Source organism: Streptomyces sp. NPDC007856, from assembly GCF_042868225.1.
Taxonomy (GTDB): domain Bacteria; phylum Actinomycetota; class Actinomycetes; order Streptomycetales; family Streptomycetaceae; genus Streptomyces.
In genome coordinates this window covers 126,631-142,924 of sequence record NZ_JBIAEC010000008.1, presented here as the reverse complement: position 1 = coordinate 142,924, position 16,294 = coordinate 126,631, and the positions used below count along the sequence as shown (strand labels likewise).

Annotated in this window: 18 protein-coding genes and 1 pseudogene; 6 read left to right on the top strand and 13 right to left on the bottom strand. The window is 69.3% G+C overall.

Translation table 11 applies throughout. The annotated features are described in order from the left end of the window. Positions 1–20: 20 nt before the first annotated feature. From ACFYOH_RS20585 to ACFYOH_RS20575, 3 genes and pseudogenes are all read left to right on the top strand, one after another. The gene (locus ACFYOH_RS20585) at positions 21–797 is read left to right on the top strand and encodes an ABC transporter permease (protein WP_388627733.1); all 777 of its coding nucleotides are present in this window, start codon (positions 21–23) and stop codon (positions 795–797) included. A gap of 4 nt (positions 798–801) precedes the next feature. Continuing rightward, the gene (locus tag ACFYOH_RS20580) at positions 802–1,770 is read left to right on the top strand and encodes an ATP-binding cassette domain-containing protein (protein WP_388627413.1); all 969 of its coding nucleotides are present in this window, start codon (positions 802–804) and stop codon (positions 1,768–1,770) included. A gap of 9 nt (positions 1,771–1,779) precedes the next feature. Next, positions 1,780–2,445 (top strand): annotated as a pseudogene (locus tag ACFYOH_RS20575) (DUF1707 domain-containing protein); the annotation flags it as partial. Between the two features lie 19 nt (positions 2,446–2,464). Here the strand turns inward: ACFYOH_RS20575 and ACFYOH_RS20570 are convergent. The 3 genes from ACFYOH_RS20570 to ACFYOH_RS20560 all read right to left on the bottom strand — a co-directional run bounded on the left by ACFYOH_RS20570 (position 2,465) and on the right by ACFYOH_RS20560 (position 4,057). Further along, entirely contained in the window at positions 2,465–2,857 is a 393-nt protein-coding gene (locus ACFYOH_RS20570; RefSeq protein ID WP_388627411.1) for a hypothetical protein, read from the bottom strand. Between the two features lie 150 nt (positions 2,858–3,007). Continuing rightward, positions 3,008–3,745 carry a ribonuclease PH gene (gene rph, locus ACFYOH_RS20565; RefSeq protein ID WP_388627410.1) on the bottom strand — a complete coding sequence of 246 codons (738 nt, stop codon included), beginning with the start codon at positions 3,743–3,745 and terminating at the stop codon, positions 3,008–3,010. A 78-nt stretch (positions 3,746–3,823) separates the two neighbouring features. Beyond that, positions 3,824–4,057: a glucose PTS transporter subunit EIIB gene (locus tag ACFYOH_RS20560; protein ID WP_030782705.1), complete on the bottom strand. Its 234-nt coding sequence runs from the start codon at positions 4,055–4,057 to the stop codon at positions 3,824–3,826. 184 nt (positions 4,058–4,241) lie between these two features. On the opposite strand from ACFYOH_RS20560, the gene ACFYOH_RS20555 reads away from it, so the two are divergent. After that, the gene (locus tag ACFYOH_RS20555) at positions 4,242–5,558 is read left to right on the top strand and encodes a PTS transporter subunit EIIC (protein WP_388627408.1); all 1,317 of its coding nucleotides are present in this window, start codon (positions 4,242–4,244) and stop codon (positions 5,556–5,558) included. A 131-nt stretch (positions 5,559–5,689) separates the two neighbouring features. Continuing rightward, a complete protein-coding gene (locus tag ACFYOH_RS20550; RefSeq protein ID WP_388627407.1) occupies positions 5,690–6,994 on the top strand; it encodes a PTS transporter subunit EIIC in 1,305 nt (434 codons plus the stop codon). A 66-nt stretch (positions 6,995–7,060) separates the two neighbouring features. On the opposite strand, the gene ACFYOH_RS20545 is transcribed toward ACFYOH_RS20550, so the two are convergent. Next, a complete protein-coding gene (locus ACFYOH_RS20545) occupies positions 7,061–7,813 on the bottom strand; it encodes an MBL fold metallo-hydrolase (protein ID WP_388627405.1) in 753 nt (250 codons plus the stop codon). Positions 7,814–8,029: 216 nt separating this feature from the next. On the opposite strand from ACFYOH_RS20545, the gene ACFYOH_RS20540 reads away from it, so the two are divergent. After that, positions 8,030–8,482, top strand: coding sequence for a type II toxin-antitoxin system PemK/MazF family toxin (locus ACFYOH_RS20540; RefSeq protein ID WP_388627403.1), 453 nt, complete (start codon positions 8,030–8,032; stop codon positions 8,480–8,482). Here ACFYOH_RS20540 and ACFYOH_RS20535 read toward each other — a convergent pair whose 3' ends face one another. The 9 genes from ACFYOH_RS20535 to clpS all read right to left on the bottom strand — a co-directional run bounded on the left by ACFYOH_RS20535 (position 8,483) and on the right by clpS (position 16,242). After that, positions 8,483–8,932, bottom strand: a complete 450-nt coding sequence (locus tag ACFYOH_RS20535; protein ID WP_388627402.1) for a hypothetical protein — start codon at positions 8,930–8,932, stop codon at positions 8,483–8,485. Between the two features lie 131 nt (positions 8,933–9,063). Further along, positions 9,064–11,130: a putative Ig domain-containing protein gene (locus ACFYOH_RS20530; protein ID WP_388627400.1), complete on the bottom strand. Its 2,067-nt coding sequence runs from the start codon at positions 11,128–11,130 to the stop codon at positions 9,064–9,066. A 263-nt stretch (positions 11,131–11,393) separates the two neighbouring features. Beyond that, complete coding sequence (locus tag ACFYOH_RS20525; RefSeq protein ID WP_388627398.1) at positions 11,394–12,344, bottom strand: PLP-dependent cysteine synthase family protein; 951 nt, start codon at positions 12,342–12,344, stop codon at positions 11,394–11,396. A gap of 17 nt (positions 12,345–12,361) precedes the next feature. Then, positions 12,362–12,640, bottom strand: coding sequence for a MoaD/ThiS family protein (locus tag ACFYOH_RS20520; RefSeq protein WP_388627396.1), 279 nt, complete (start codon positions 12,638–12,640; stop codon positions 12,362–12,364). Between the two features lie 95 nt (positions 12,641–12,735). After that, positions 12,736–12,831 (bottom strand): putative leader peptide, encoded by a 96-nt coding sequence (locus ACFYOH_RS20515; RefSeq protein ID WP_317774922.1) that lies wholly within the window; start codon positions 12,829–12,831, stop codon positions 12,736–12,738. Positions 12,832–12,910: 79 nt separating this feature from the next. Beyond that, positions 12,911–13,333, bottom strand: a complete 423-nt coding sequence (locus tag ACFYOH_RS20510; protein WP_388627394.1) for a Mov34/MPN/PAD-1 family protein — start codon at positions 13,331–13,333, stop codon at positions 12,911–12,913. A gap of 189 nt (positions 13,334–13,522) precedes the next feature. Beyond that, positions 13,523–14,956 (bottom strand): amino acid permease, encoded by a 1,434-nt coding sequence (locus ACFYOH_RS20505; RefSeq protein ID WP_388627393.1) that lies wholly within the window; start codon positions 14,954–14,956, stop codon positions 13,523–13,525. Positions 14,957–15,305: 349 nt separating this feature from the next. Then, on the bottom strand, positions 15,306–15,911 hold the full coding sequence (locus tag ACFYOH_RS20500; RefSeq protein ID WP_388627391.1) for a DUF2017 domain-containing protein: 606 nt from the start codon (positions 15,909–15,911) through the stop codon (positions 15,306–15,308). 13 nt (positions 15,912–15,924) lie between these two features. Further along, complete coding sequence (gene clpS / locus ACFYOH_RS20495) at positions 15,925–16,242, bottom strand: ATP-dependent Clp protease adapter ClpS (protein ID WP_107455226.1); 318 nt, start codon at positions 16,240–16,242, stop codon at positions 15,925–15,927. Positions 16,243–16,294 lie beyond the last annotated feature (52 nt).

Sequence of the window (16,294 nt, the reverse complement as noted above, 5' to 3'; positions counted from 1 at the left end):
AGGGGGTGCGGGCCTATCTGATGATCGCCGGGATGTGGATCAGGTCCACCATGGCCTACCGCGCCTCGTTCCTGATGACCACGTTCGGCAACTTCTCGGCGACCCTCCTCGACTTCGTCGGGATCATGCTGATGTTCTCGCGGGTGGACGCCCTGGGCGGCTGGTCGCTGCCGGAGGTGGCCTTCCTGTACGGGCTGTCCGGTACGGCCTTCGGTCTCGCCGACCTGGTGATCGGGTCGATGGAGCGGCTGGGGCGGCGGGTGCGCGACGGCACGCTGGACACGCTGCTGGTGCGGCCGGCGCCGGTGCTGGCCCAGGTGGCGGCCGACCAGTTCGCGCTGCGCCGGCTGGGCCGGGTGGTGCAGGGCCTGCTGGTGCTCACCTGGGCGGTGGCCCGGCTGGACATCGCCTGGACGCCGCTGAAGCTGCTGCTGATGCCGGTGATGGTGGTGAGCGGCTGCGGGATCTTCTGCGCCGTGTTCGTGGCGGGGGCGGCCTTCCAGTTCCTGGCGTCGGACGCCTCGGAGGTGCAGAACGCCTTCACCTACGGCGGTACGACGCTGCTGCAGTATCCGCCGACGGTGTTCGCGAAGGAGCTGGTGCGCGGGGTGACGTTCGTGCTGCCGCTGGCCTTCGTCAACTGGCTGCCCGCGACCTATGTGCTGGGGCGGCCGTATCCGCTGGGGCTGCCCGAGTGGCTGGCGTTCGCTCCGCCGCTGGTGGCGGTGGGGTGCTGCGCGCTGGCGGGGCTGGCCTGGCGGGCGGGACTTCGTTCGTATCGGAGTACAGGGAGCTAGCGCGGTGGCGGACAGCGATTTCATCTCACTGGAGAAGGTCGAGAAGGTCTTCGAGGTGCGCAGGAAGACCGGGTTCCTGAAGCGGGAGCGGCGCGAGGTGCGGGCGGTGGACTCGATCTCGTTCAGCGTGGCGTGCGGGGAGATGGTCGGGTACATCGGGCCGAACGGCGCCGGGAAGTCGACCACGATCAAGATGCTGACCGGCATCCTGACGCCGAGTGGGGGCCGGCTGCGGGTGGCGGGCATCGATCCGTCGCGGGAGCGGCGGCGCCTGGCGCACCGGATCGGGGTGGTGTTCGGGCAGCGTACGACCCTGTGGTGGGACCTGCCGCTGATCGACTCCTACCGGCTTGCGCACCGCATGTACCGGATCCCGGATGCGCGTTACCGCGAGAACCTGGACCGGTGCGTCGAACTGCTGGAGCTGGACGCCCTGTTGGACGTGCCCGTGCGGCAGCTCTCGCTCGGGCAGCGGATGCGCGGGGACATCGCGGCGGCCCTGCTGCACGACCCGGAGGTGCTGTACCTGGACGAGCCGACGATCGGGCTGGATGTCGTGTCGAAGGCGAAGGTCCGGGGTTTCCTGCGGGAGTTGAACGCCGAGCGGGGTACGACCGTGCTGCTGACCACGCACGATCTGCAGGACATCGAGCAGTTGTGCTCCCGGGTGATGGTGATCGACCACGGCCGGCTGATGTACGACGGCCCGCTCGCGGGGCTGCACGAGGCCGGAGAGAGCGAGCGGACGCTGGTGGTGGACCTGGAGCGGGAACTGCCGCCGGTGGAGGTGCCGTCGGCGCGGGTGGTGCGGGTGGAGGGGCCGCGGCAGTGGCTGGCCTTCCCGGCGGGGCAGTCGGCGGCGCCGCTCGTGGCGTATCTCGCGGCGGAGTATCCGCTGGTGGACCTGTCGGTGCGGGAGCCGGACATCGAGGCGGTCATCGCCAAGATGTACGCGGAGAAGGCGGTCTCGTAGGCTGCTGTCATGACCGACGACGCAAGTCCGGACCTCCGGGCGTCCGACAGCGACCGTGAGCGGGTCGCCGAGGTCCTGCGGGACGCTCTGGCCGAGGGCCGGCTCGACATGGCGGAGTTCGAGGAGCGGCTGGAGGCGACGTACAAGGCGCGTACGTACGGCGAGTTGGCGCCGCTCACCCGTGATCTGCCGGCGGCCGGCACGGTGACGGCGCCCGTCCCGGTCTCCTTCACCAAGGAACCGGCGGAGAGCGGGAGTTGGGCGGGCCGGATCGTCGGGGGCGAGGGGTCCTCGTCGGGTGCGGTCGCCATCATGTCCGGCTTCCAGCGCAAGGGCCGCTGGACGGTGCCGAAGCGGTTCGACTGCTTCGCGTTCTGGGGCGGCGGCGAGATCGACCTGCGGGAGGCGGACTTCGCGGACCGCGAGGTCGAGATCAACTGCGTGGCGATCATGGGCGGGGTGCAGGTCATCGTGCCGCCGGGGGTCGAGGTCGTGGTCCGCGGCATCGGCATCATGGGCGGCTTCGACCATCCCCGGGACGACGGCCCGCCGGAGCCGGGGGCTCCGCGGGTGATCATCGGGGGCCTTGCGTTCTGGGGCGGGGTGGACGTGACCCGCAAGATCACCCGAGCGGAACGGCAACGGCTGAAGGAGCGGCGCCGGGACCTGGAGCGCTGAGCCCCGCGCGCCTGCGTTACTTCGTGCAGACCTTGGTGAGTTCGCCGGCCGCGTCCGTGACCGGGCCCAGGTCCGGCGTCTTGTCGCCGTTCTTGAGGGCCGTACGGACGTTCCCCACGGCCTTGTCCAAGTCGTCGACCGCCTTGTTGACGTCGGCGTTGTCGGTCTTGTCGCCGATCTTGTCCAGGTTCTTCTCGATGGAATCGAGTGAGCTGTCGGCCTGGGAGGGGTCGTTGGCCGCGTTCTCCACCGCCTGCTGCAGATCCGTGACGCTGTCGGCGATGGAGTCGGCGGTCTGCACGCAGTCCAGGGCCTTGTTCACGGCGTCGCAGCCGGTGGTGAGGCCGGCGGTGAGCGCGGCGAGCGCCACGGCGGCGACGGCGGTGAGACGGCGTCGGCTGACGGCCATGGTGGTGTTTCCCTCCCCTGGTAGGGCCCGTACGGCCCGGTGCGGCCGCCGTACCCCTAGGACGCCGGGACGGGCGCGCGGGTTGCCCCTGCGCGCCCGCCCCTTTGGCCTGCCCTTTACTTCCGGGTCTTCCTGCTTCCGGGTCTTCGCCTACTTCGCGAGCGTGGCTTCGAGGGCCGCACGCTGGTGGGCGGCCAGTTCGGCGCAGCCGGTGACGGCGAGGTCGAGCAGGGCGTCGAGTTCCTCGCGGGCGAAGGGCTCGGCCTCGGCGGTGCCCTGGACCTCGACGAAGCGGCCGTCACCGGTGCAGACGACGTTCATGTCGGTCTCGGCGCGCACGTCCTCCTCGTAGCAGAGGTCGAGCAGCGGGACGCCGCCGACGATGCCGACGGAGACGGCGGAGACGGTGCCGGTGAGCGGCTGGCGGCCGGCCTTGATCAGCTTCTTGCCCTGGGCCCAGGAGACGGCGTCGGCGAGGGCGACGTAGGCGCCGGTGATGGCGGCGGTGCGGGTGCCGCCGTCGGCCTGGAGGACGTCGCAGTCGAGGACGATGGTGTTCTCGCCGAGCGCCTTGTAGTCGATGACGGCGCGCAGCGAGCGGCCGATCAGCCGGGAGATCTCGTGGGTACGGCCGCCGATCTTGCCCTTGACGGACTCGCGGTCGCCGCGGGTGTTGGTGGCGCGGGGCAGCATGGCGTACTCCGCGGTGACCCAGCCCTCGCCGCTGCCCTTGCGCCAGCGCGGGACTCCCTCGGTCACGGAGGCGGTGCAGAACACCTTGGTGTCGCCGAAGGAGACGAGGACGGAGCCCTCGGCGTGCTTGCTCCAGCCGCGTTCGATGGTGACCGGGCGGAGCTGTTGGGGGGTACGGCCGTCGATGCGAGACATGGCAAGGAGCCTAGCCGCACCTGAGGAAGGGGCTCCGCCCGCGTCGGGAAGAGCCCCTTTTCCGGTGAGCCCGTCGGCTCACATCATGTCTTCGATCTCCGCGGCGATCGGGTCGGCGTCGGTGCCGATGACGACCTGGATGGCCGTGCCCATCTTGACGACGCCGTGGGCGCCGGCGGCCTTCAGGGCGGCCTCGTCGACCAGGGAGGGGTCGGACACCTCGGTGCGCAGCCGGGTGATGCAGCCCTCGATCTCCTCGATGTTGTCGATGCCGCCGAGGCCGGCGACGATCTTCTCAGCCTTGCTGGCCATGTTCCTTCTCCCTGATCCGAACCGCTTTGTCGCAGTAACCCACAGTTGGCCCATCTTCGCGAGCGGTCATGCCGTGCGTGCCGAATGATGGCGATCACGACAGCGGAACCGTCCGCCAACTGGTCTACACCACAGGGGGTACGGTCGCCAAACCGCGTGCGAGTCGAGTGTCCGGGAGGACGCCATGAGTGCCGACAGCGCGCCCGCCGACAGCACGGCCCGCCCGGCGCGGGAGCGCTGGAACCGGCTGTTCCAGGGCCTGCAGAAGATGGGTCGCAGTCTGCAGCTGCCGATCGCGGTGCTGCCGGCGGCGGGCATCATCAACCGGCTGGGCCAGCCGGACGTGTTCGGCAAGGACGGACTCGGCTGGACGAACGTCTCGAAGGTCATGGCCGGGGCGGGCGGCGCCCTGCTCGACGGCTCGATCGGGCTTCCGCTGCTGTTCTGCGTGGGCGTGGCGATCGGCATGGCGAAGAAGGCGGACGGCTCGACGGCGCTGGCGGCGGTGACGGGTTTCCTCGTCTACTACGGGGTGCTGCACCAGTTCCCCCAGCCCTGCCCCGGCGGCTCCAAGGCGGTCCCGCAGGTCGGCTGTCAGGTGACCGTCGGCGTGGGCACGGGTTCGGTGACGCCCTTCACCTTCCAGAACCCGGGCGTCTTCGGCGGCATCGTGCTGGGCCTGCTGGCCGCCTTCTTCTGGGCCCGCTTCCACCGCACCAGGCTGGTGGACTGGCTGGGCTTCTTCAACGGCCGGCGACTGGTGCCGATCATCATGGCGTTCGTCGCCATCGTCCTCGCGGCGCTGTGTCTGTGGATCTGGCCGCCGATCGGCGGCGGACTGGAGAGCTTCAGCAAGTGGCTGCGGGACGCGGGTTCCTGGGGCGCGGGGATCTTCGGCGTCGCCAACCGGGCGCTGCTCGTCGTCGGTCTGCACCAGTTCCTCAACGTGCCCATCTGGTTCCAGTTCGGCAGCTACACCAAGCCCGACGGCACGGTGGTGCACGGCGACATCAACATGTTCCTCCAGGGCGATCCGCACGCCGGCCAGTTCACCTCGGGCTTCTTCCCGATCATGATGTTCGCGCTGCCGGCCGCCGCGCTGGCCATCACGCACTGCGCCAGACCGAGCCGTCGCAAGGAGGTCGGCGGCCTGATGCTGTCGGTGGCGCTGACGTCGTTCGTGACCGGCATCACCGAGCCGATCGAGTACTCGTTCATGTTCATCGCGCCGCTGCTGTACGCCGTCCACGCACTGCTGACCGGTGTCTCGATGGCGGCGACCTGGGCGCTCGGGGTGCACGACGGGTTCAGTTTCTCGGCCGGCCTGATCGACTACGTCATCAACTGGCGCCTGGCGACGAACCCGGGGCTGATCATCCCGATCGGCCTGTGCTTCGCGGCGGTGTACTACGCCGTCTTCCGGTTCGCGATCACGAAATTCGACCTGAAGACCCCGGGGCGTGAGCCGGAGGACGAGGTCGAGGACACCACCAAGGCGTGACGCCTTAGCACATCGGCACGCCGCGTAGCGTTCCGGTAGCGGATTTCGTGGTTCCTTATACCGCCTTCATCGTGCTACAACAGGTCTACACCACTGAGTGGTGTAGACCACCACCGATGGAGGAACCATCCATGAGCACCGCCACCGCGACGGCGGCTCCCGCGAAGAAGCGGGGATCCGGCCTGTTCCAGGGCCTGCAGAAGGTCGGCCGCAGCCTGCAGCTCCCCATCGCCGTACTGCCGGCGGCGGGCATCCTCATGCGGCTCGGTCAGCCCGACGTGCAGGCCAAGCTCCACCTTCCCACGAACGTCGCGAAGGTGTTCGCCGGTGCCGGCGGCATCCTGTTCGACAGCTCGTTCGGCCTGCCGCTGCTGTTCTGCATAGGCGTGGCGATCGGCTTCGCCAAGAAGGCCGACGGGTCGACGGCGCTGGCCGCCGTGGTGTCCTTCCTCACCTACTACGCGGTGATCCACCAGTTCCCGATCAAGGACGGGCACGAGGGCGCCGTCTACACCCCGGTCGCCCCCTTCGGTGGGTTCTGGCAGAAGGGGCACGAGGCCGCCCAGGCCGCCACCTTCCAGAACCCGGGCGTGCTCGGCGGCATCGTCATCGGTCTACTCACCGCCGTGCTGTGGCAGCGCTACCACCGCAAGCAGCTCGTCGACTGGCTCGGCTTCTTCAACGGCCGCCGGCTGGTGCCGATCATCACCGCCGTCGTCGGCGTAGCCCTCGGTGTCCTGGTGGTCCTCGGCTGGCAGCCGATCGGTGACCAGATCACCAGCTTCGGCAAGTGGATGACCGGCCTCGGTTCCGTCGGTGCCGCCCTCTTCGGCCTCATCAACCGTGCGCTCATCCCGATCGGCATGCACCAGTTCGTCAACTCGGTGGCCTGGTTCCAGATCGGCGACTACACCAACCACGCCGGCACCGTCTTCCACGGCGACCTGCCGCGCTTCTTCGCGGGTGACCCGCACGCCGGTATGTTCATGACCGGCTTCTTCCCGATCATGATGTTCGGTCTGCCCGCCGCCGCCCTGGCCATCGCCCACTCCGCCCGCCCCGAGCGCCGCAAGGCCGTCCTCGGCATGATGACCTCGCTGGCCCTGACCTCGTTCGTCACCGGTGTCACCGAGCCGATCGAGTTCTCCTTCATGTTCATCGCCCCGCTGCTGTACGCGATACACGCGGTCCTCACCGCGGCGTCGATGGCCGTCACCTGGGGGCTGGGCATGCACATGGGCTTCAGCTTCTCGGCCGGGCTGACCGACGTCCTCTTCAACTGGGGCATCTCCACCAAGCCCTGGCTGCTGATCCCCGTCGGCCTCGTCTTCGCGGCGATCTACTACTCGGTCTTCCGCTTCGCGATCGTCAGGTTCAACCTCCCCACCCCGGGCCGCGAGCCCGAGGAGGAGGTCGAGGACATCACCAAGGCCTGACGGCAACGACATGACGAAGGCCCCCGGGACCTGATCGGTTCCGGGGGCCTTCGTCATACGCCGAGGCTAGATCTCGTACGTCACCCGCGGCGCCGCCAGCTCCACCGGCCCGTCGAACACCGCACGCGCGTCACGGAGGTTCACCCGCGGATCGGTCCACGGCGGGATGTGGGTGAGCACCAGGCGCCGCGCGCCGGCCCGTGCGGCCGTCTCGCCCGCCTCGTGGCCGTTGAGGTGCAGGTCCGGGATGTTCTCCTTGCCGTGCGTGAACGCGGCCTCGCACAGGAACAGGTCGGTGTCCCGGGCCAGCTCGTCCAGCGCCTCGGTGACCCCCGTGTCGCCGGAGTACGTCATCGACCGCCCGCCGTGCTCGACCCGGATGGCGTACGCCTCCACGGGATGGCGGACCCGCTCGGTGTGCACCGTGAACGGGCCGATCTCGAACGTGGACGGCTTGACGGTGTGGAAGTCGAACACCTCGCTCATGGACGAGGCGGACGGGGTGTCGGCGTAGGCGGTGGTCAGGCGGTGTTCGGTGCCCTCGGGGCCGTAGACCGGGAGGGGGTCGCAGCGGCCGCCGTCGTGGCGGTAGTAGCGCGCGACGAAGTACGCGAGCATGTCGATGCAGTGATCGGCGTGCAGATGGCTCAGGAAGATCGCGTCCAGGTCGTAGAGACCGCAGTGGCGCTGCAGCTCGCCGAGGGCGCCGTTGCCCATGTCGAGAAGCAGCCGGAAGCCGTCGGCCTCGACGAGGTAGCTCGAGCAGGCCGATTCCGCGGACGGGAACGACCCCGAGCAGCCGACGACGGTGAGCTTCATGAAGCAGAAACCTCCGTTGGCGGAAAGATCATAAAGGGGCTGGAAACGGGGGTCGTGCGGTTCGTCGAGCGTAAGGCGCGAAAGCACGGGTCGCTCCTCCGCCAGGGGCCGTTGTGGGCGAACTCACCTGTGCTGTCACCGGTTCGGCTGGACCGGGGGCGCATGAGGATCCGCAGAGGGCGCGCAATCCTCGGCGCGCGCCGGTAACGTCGTCGTATGGACACGTCCTGGTGGCTGGCACTCGCCGCGGTGGTACTGCTCGCGCTGGTCGCCACGCTCGTCGACGGCTGGGGGCGCGGCCGCCGGTACGCCGGCCGGCGCCTCGGATCACTCGGCCGCATACGCCCGGGGCAGGCCGCCCGGCCGGTCCCCGGGGACATCTGGTGGGCGGACGTCCCCTACGAGGACCGCGCAGACGCCAAGGACCGGCCGTGTCTGGTGCTGGCCGTGCGCGGGAACCGGGCCACGGTCGCCAAGATCACCAGCAAGTACCACGACGAGCGCGCGGGCGTGATCCCGCTGCCGCCGGGCGCGGTCGGCGACGCCCGCGGCCGCCCGAGCTTCCTGGAGACCGACGAGCTGCGCGAGGTGCCGGTCGGCGACTTCCGGCGCCGGGTGGGTGTGGTGGACCCGGTTCTGTGGGACCAGGTACGGCACCTGGCCGGCTGATCACTTCACGTTCACCGTGACCGTCCACTCCTGAATGCCCTTGCAGGACACCTGGCCCGGTGCCGTCGGCTCGGCGCACAGGGGGCGGGAGGACGTCAGTTTCTCGGTGCCGGTGGCCACCGCCTGGTACGCGGCCGTCGCCTGGCCCGGCAGGATGACGAAGCCCGCGTTGATGCCCTTCAGCGCGCTGCCGGTGGCCATGAGCGGCTTCCAGGGGCGGGACTTGGTGCCGTCCAGGGTGACCCGGACCTCGCCGCCCTTGGCCACGCACACGGTACGGCCGCTGTCGGAGGCCTTGAGCTGGACGAGGGGGGCGCAGCCGGCGCCGCTCGGGGACGCGGACGGTGACACCTTGCTGCCACCGCTGCCGGCGTCCTTGCCGCTGTGGGAGCCGCAGCCGGCGAGGAGCAGCGCTGTGGCCGCGAGGGCACAGAGGGTCGTACGGCGCATGGGGGTTCGCCTTTCTGCCGTGCGTGGCCGTGAGGGTTCGGCCGCCTGGTGCAGATGTGACGTACCGGTACCGAAAGAGGATCCCGCACGCGGACGGTTTCCGCGTGCGGGACCCGGGGTCGTGCGGAGGATCAGCTGGTCGTCAGGGCGGTGTCGTCCACGACGAAGCTGGTCTGGAGGGAGGAGTCCTCCACGCCGTTGAACTTCAGGGTGACCGTCTGGCCCGCCAGCGAGGACAGGTCGAAGGTCTTCTGCGCGTACCCGGAGTTCGCGTTGACGTTCGAGTACGTGGCCAGGGTGGTCGAACCGGCGGTCACGGTCAGCTTGTCGTACGCGGTGCTGCCGGTCTCGGCGGTGTCGATGTGCAGGTAGAAGGTGAGCGTGGCCTTGCAGCCGGCCGGGATCGTCACCGACTGGGACAGCGTGTCGGTGTGGCTGGAGCCGTAGCCGTCGAGCCAGGCGTAGTACGAGCCGCCGTGGGCCGCCTCACCGGTGCCGTTGGTGATGACGCCGCTGGAGGCGCTCCAGCCGGTGTTGCCCGACTCGAAGCCCGGGTTGGCCAGCAGCTGGGAGGACGAGCAGGTGCCGCCGGAGGAGCCGACCGTCCAGGTGAAGGACGTCGAGCCGGAGGCGCCGGTGGAGTCCTGCGCGGTGACCGTGACCTGGTAGGTGCCCGCGGTGGACGCCGTACCCGAGATCAGGCCGGTGGCGCTGTTGATGGACAGCCCGGTCGGCAGGCCGGAGGCGCTGTAGGTGAGGGCCGCGCCCGCGCTGTCGCTGGCCTGGATCTGCAGGCTCGCCGAGCTTCCGGTGGTGGTCGACTGGCTGCCGGGGTTGGTGACGGTCACCGTGTTGCCGCTGCTGGAGCCGGCGGTGAAGGCGGCGGTGCCGTTCGGGGTGCCCCAGCCGGTCGGGCCGTCGTAGCCGGTGCGGGCGGTGCAGAAGTACGAGGTGGAGCAGGAGCCGTTGGAGCCGCTGGTCACGTCGTACAGGTTGGAGGTGTGGGAGTACGGGTACTTCGCCGGGTAGTCGCTCGCGCCCGGGGTGCCCGCGAGGGCGTAGACGCCGGCGACGATCGGCGAGGAGGCGCTGGTGCCGCCGACGACGCCCCAGCCGGAGCCGCCGTAGGTGTCGTAGACCGCCACACCGGTGGCCGGGTCGGCGACCGCGGAGACGTCGGCCTCCATGCGCTTGGCGCAGCCGGTGTCGGTCTGCCAGCTCGGCTTCGGGTCGTAGGCGGAGCAGCCGGAGCCGGTGCCCTCGGTGGAGTTGGTGTGCCACACCGACTCGCTCCAGCCGCGGGAGTTGGAGGCGGTGGTGAGCGCGGTGCCGCCGACGGCCGTCACGTACTGGGAGGTCGCCGGGTATTCGGCGCCGTAGGCGGAGTCACCCGAGGAGACGGTGATCGCGACACCCGGGTGCTTGAAGTACGAGGTGTCCTCGCTGGTCTGCGAGGAGGACTCGGAGCCGCCCCAGCTGTTGGAGACGAACTTGGCGCCGAGCGAGACGGCCTCGTTCTCGGCGATGCCGAGGTCGGTGTCGTTCGCGGAGTTGGCCTCGACCAGGATGATGCTGCAGTTCGGGCAGACCGCGCTGACCATGTCGATGTCCAGCGCCTCTTCACCGGCCCAGCCGCTGTCGTTGGTCGGCAGCGAGGTGGTGGAGCCGGTCTGGCTGACCTGCTTGAAGCAGCCGTTGGCCTTGGTGCAGGAGGACAGTCCGTACGTGGAGCGGTAGGTGGCCAGGTCCGACTCGGCGTTGGGGTCGTTGTAGGCGTCGACGATGGCGACCGTCATGCCCGAACCGCCCGTGGTGGGCAGGTTGTAGGCGCTGTGCAGGTTGGCCGGGGAGAGGCCGGAGGGTGCCGCGGCGGCGACCGCCGAGGCGAGGCGCTGCCGGATGTCGGTGCGGCGCTGGGCGAAGCAGGACGCGTAGCCCGGCTTGGCCTTGGCGCACAGGTGCTCGGTCGGCACCTGCTGGCCGGCCTTGCCGGTGGAGTGGAAGGTCTGCCGCCTGGGGTCGGTCAGCGCCTTGGCGTTCTGCGTGACCTTGGAGGTGTGGGGGTGTGCGGTGGCGGACTGGGCGCCGGCGGTCGGTGCGGCGACCAGACCGGCGACGGTCAGGGCGAGCGCGGGGAAGGCGACGGCGACGAGTCTTCGCAGACTCCGTCTCCGCCGCGTAAGGCGTGACTCACGCATGGGGTACTGCCTCCGGTTGACGTGGGGTATCGCACTGGATTGGCAGGCCCGTGACGCGCGTAGCGGCGGCAGAACCGCGCAGTCATGAGCATGACACTCACAGACACCTGACTGTCCGCCGCGTGAGCGTGACATGCCAGGGTGTGGGAGGAACCTAGCCTTGGCCCCGGCGCGACCGGCAGTACCTCAAAGGAATTCTTTGCCCGCCCATAGGAATGACTTAGCCCCCTCATTAGGAGGGGGCGAAGACGCGGTTGCGGCGGTCAGGCCCAGAGCTGGCCCTGCAGCGTCTCGATGGCCTCCTCGGTGGTGGCCGCCGTGTAGACGCCGGTGGACAGGTACTTCCAGCCGCCGTCGGCCACGATGAAGACGATGTCCGCGGACTCCCCCGCCTTGACCGCCTTCCTGCCCACGCCGATCGCCGCGTGCAACGCCGCGCCGGTCGAGACGCCCGCGAAGATGCCCTCCTGCTGCAGCAGTTCACGGGTGCGGGTCACCGCGTCGGCCGAGCCGACCGAGAAGCGGGCGGTGAGGACCGAGGCGTCGTACAGCTCGGGTACGAAGCCCTCGTCCAGGTTCCTGAGGCCGTACACCAGGTCGTCGTAGCGCGGTTCGGCGGCGACGATCTGCACGCCCGGCCTGTGCTCGCGCAGATAGCGGCCGACGCCCATCAGGGTGCCGGTGGTGCCGAGGCCGGCCACGAAGTGGGTGATCGAGGGCAGGTCGGCGAGGATCTCGGGGCCCGTGGTGGCGTAGTGGGCGCCCGCGTTGTCCGGGTTGCCGTACTGGTAGAGCATCACCCAGTCGGGATGCTCGGCGGCCAGCTCCTTGGCCACGCGTACGGCGGTGTTGGAGCCGCCCGCGGCCGGGGAGGAAATGATCTCGGCGCCCCACATGCCGAGCAGGTCCCTCCGCTCCTGCGAGGTGTTCTCCGGCATCACACACACCATGCGGTAGCCCTTGAGCTTGGCGGCCATGGCCAGGGAGATGCCGGTGTTGCCCGAGGTGGGCTCCAGGATGGTGCAGCCCGGGGTGAGCCGGCCGTCCTTCTCCGCCTGCTCGATCATGTGCAGCGCGGGACGGTCCTTGACCGAGCCGGTGGGGTTGCGGTCCTCCAGCTTCGCCCAGATACGGACGTCGGCGGACGGCGACAGCCGCGGCAGGCGCACCAAGGGGGTGTTGCCCACCGCGGCCAGCGGGGAGTCGTAGCGCATCGCTGCTCAGCGACCGATCAGCGCATGCCGCCGGCGACGGCCGGCAGGATCGTCACGGTGTCGCCGTCGGACAGCTTGGTCTCGATGCCGTCGATGAAGCGCACGTCCTCGTCGTTCAGGTACACGTTGACGAAGCGGCGCAGCTTGCCCTCGTCCACGATGCGGGCCTGGATGCCCGCGTGCCGGGTCTCGAGGTCGGCGAACAGCTCGGCGAGGGTGTTCCCGCTGCCCTCCACCGCCTTCTGGCCGTCCGTGTACGTGCGGAGGATGGTCGGGATGCGGACCTCGATGGCCATGGCTCAGGGCTCCTGTCGGAAGGTGTCGTCGGTTCGGTCAGGCGCGCGGCGGCGGCGCGCCGCGGCTCAATGCCGGACGGCGGCAGCGGGGTGGATCAACAGATGGCGCTGTTCAGCCTGCACAGGTCGACGTGCAGCCGCGCCACGAGCAGCATGCCCGGCGCCTTGTCGCTCACGTCGAGAAGAACCATGGGCTCATCGTAACGATTCCCGGTCGGGTCATCGGAGTGTGATCTCGCATGCTGGATGAAATCCGACCGCATCGCGGGATCAGTAGGCCTCCACGACCTTGACCTCCTCCTCCGTGACCTCGCCGTCCACGATCCGGAAGGAGCGGAACTGGAACTCGCCGAGGCCGTCGGTGTCGCGGGTGGAGACCAGGACGTAGTGGGCGCCGGGCTCGTTGGCGTAGGAGATGTCGGTGCGCGAGGGGTAGGCCTCGGTCGCGGTGTGGGAGTGGTAGATGACCACCGGGTCCTCGTCGCGGTCGTCCAGCTCGCGGTAGAGCTTGAGCAGATCGCCCGAGTCGAACTCGTAGAAGGTCGGCGACATGGCCGCGTTCGCCATCGGGATGAAGCGCTCGGGGCGGTCCGAGCCCGCCGGGCCCGCGACGACGCCGCAGGCCTCGTCGGGGTGGTCCTTGCGGGCATGGGCGACGATCTGGTCGACGAGGGCCTGGGTGATGGTCAGCATGGTTGTCAGGATAAGCAGGCAATCAAAAGGGGCCGCGCGAAGTGCGCGGGTACGGCGGCGTTGGGAGACGGCTGGGCCGTTCCGTACCGATGGATGGTACGGAACGGCCCATATGCCGGACGTCCTGAGCGGCAGCCGCCGCGGGGCACCACGAGAGCCCCGTGCGGCCGGACGTCCCGGAGGGGATGGTCAGCGCTTGCGGAAGGCCGCGGCCTCCGGGTTGCGGCGCTTGAGCACCCAGTAGGAGACGCCGAGGATCGCGGCCCACAGCGGAGCACAGTAAAGCGACACCCGGGCGTCCTTGTCGATGCCCATGAGCACGATCACCATCAGGATGAACGCCAGCGCGAAGACGCTCGTGTACGGCGCTCCCGGCGCGCGGAACTCGCTGTGCGGCAGCAGCCCGCGGTTCGCCTTCGCCCGGTAGCGGATCTGGCAGACCAGAATGACGATCCAGGCCCACATGCCGGAGATGGTCGCGAAGGAGACGACGTAGTCGAACGCCTTGCCCGGCCACTGGTAGTTGATCCAGACGCCGAACAGCATGAGCGCGGCGGAGAACGTCGTCCCGACCAGCGGGGTACCGCTGCGCGTCAGCCTGGTGAAGAACTTCGGGCCCTGGCCGTTGAGCGCCAGGTCGCGCAGCATGCGGCCGGTGGAGTACATGCCGGAGTTGCAGGAGGACAGCGCGGCCGTGAGGACGACGAAGTTGACGATGCCGGCGCCGACGGACAGACCCATCTTCTGGAAGGCGGCCACGAACGGGCTCACGCCCGGGTGGAACTCGGTCCACGGCACGACCGACAGGATCATGATCAGCGCGCCGACGTAGAAGACGGCGATGCGCCACGGCACGGTGTTGATCGCCTTGGGCAGCACCTTCTTGGGGTCCTTGGACTCGCCCGCGGTGACACCGACCAGCTCGACGGCGAGGAAGGCGAACATGACCATCTGCAGGGTCATCAGTGTGTTGCCGACGCCGTGCGGGAAGAAGCCGCCGTCGCTCCACAGGTGGCTCACCGAGGCGGTCCTGCCCGCGTCGGAGAAGCCGATCGTGAGGATGCCGGCGCAGATCAGGATCATGCCGATGATCGCGGTGACCTTGACCATGGAGAACCAGAACTCCAGCTCACCGAAGAGCTTCACCGAGATCAGGTTGGCGCCGTACAGCACGACCGTGAAGATCAGGGCCGAGACCCACTGCGGGATGTCGAACCAGTACGTCATGTAGGCGGCCGCGGCCGTGACCTCGGTGATGCCGGTGACCACCCAGAACAGCCAGTACGTCCAGCCGGTGACGAAGCCCGCGAAGGGGCCGATGAACTCGCGCGCGTACTCCGAGAACGAACCCGACACCGGGCGGTACATCAGCAGCTCGCCGAGCGCCCGCATGATCAGGAAGATGACGAGACCCGCGATGGCGTAGGCCAGGATGAGGCTGGGGCCCGCCTTGGAAATGCCCTTGCCCGCGCCGAGGAACAGGCCGGTGCCGATGGCTCCGCCGATGGCGATCATCTGGATCTGCCGGGACCCGAGCCCGCGCTGGTATCCCTCGCCGTCCTCGCTGTCGGCCGGCGCGGCGTCCTTGCCGTCCCGATGCTGGTCGACCTGCGCTGAGGTCATGTGTGGTGCGCCTTTCTCCATGCCGACCCGGGCCTTTCGTCGGCCTCGGATCGGGTTTCGATCCCCCCGGATTGCTGGAGCTGGGCGGCTTTCCAGGTCCGCCCGTGCCTGGCCGACGGTCGTCGGCTCGGTGGCGCACCCGGCCGGACATGGGTGGTGTCGGCCGGGCGGTCGTGAAGATTTATCACGGCCGCGATATTGATCACGGGGGCGTGATGTGGCGCATCACACAGGGAAAAGGGGGCAAAGAGCGCTCGAATGCGGCAAACCAGGCCGCAACGGTGACGGGATCGTTATCCGGATTTGAGCGTCCGCTGAGCGAACACCCGTGCACCGTAAAATGCCCTGATTACGCCATAAGCGTGTGGACCAGGGTCTCCTGGAGCCCGCCCAGCCACAGATAGGCCATCACCATCGGCTTGCGCGGGTCCTCGTCCGGGAGCCGGTAGAGCAGATCGGTGTCGTCCTCGTCGGTGATCTCCAGCCGGGTGCCGATCGCGAGCCGCAGGTCGTTGAGGGCGCCGAGCCACTGCCGGGACTCCGCCGGCGCCAGCTTCAGCACCGCCCCGCCCTCGTCCACCGGGGCGAGCGAGTCCAGGGCGCGGATCACCGCGAGCGCGTTCTCGCGCTTGCCGGCGCGCAGGTCGTTCTCGGTGTAGCGGCGGAACTCGGCGGAGTGGGCCTGCCGCTCCTCGGCCTCGGCGGGCGAGTCCGGGGCCTGCTCCGGGTCGCTGTAGGCGTCCGGGAGGAGTCTTCTGAGCACCGGATCGGCGGGCGGCTCGCTCGGGCCCTCCGCGAACAGCTCGGCGAGCGGGTCCTCCGGGCTGTCGGCGCCCGGCCCGGGGCCGATGAGCTCCAGGAGCTGGACGGCCAGCGACCGGATGATGGAGATCTCGACGTCGTCGAGCGCGACGGCCGCGCCGCCGCCGGGGAGCGGTTCGAAATGTCCTGGCATGTAAATGAGTTCGCTACTTCCGGTCCTGCTGCAGGGTGGCCCACAGACCGTAGCCGTGCATCGCCTGCACGTCGCGCTCCATCTCCTCGCGGCTCCCGCTGGAGACGACCGCCCGGCCCTTGTGGTGGACGTCGAGCATGAGCTTGGTGGCCTTGTCCTTCGAGTACCCGAAGTAGGACTGGAAGACATACGTCACGTAGCTCATGAGGTTGACCGGGTCGTTGTGCACGATCGTGACCCAGGGGACGTCGGGCTCGGGTACGGCGAAGACCTCCTCCGCCGACTCTGTGCGTTCGATCTCTAGGGGCGCGGGTGACGTCACATTGCCCATGCTGCCACGGCAAGGAAAAATCGTCACACCGACGAAAAGGGAGTACGATCCC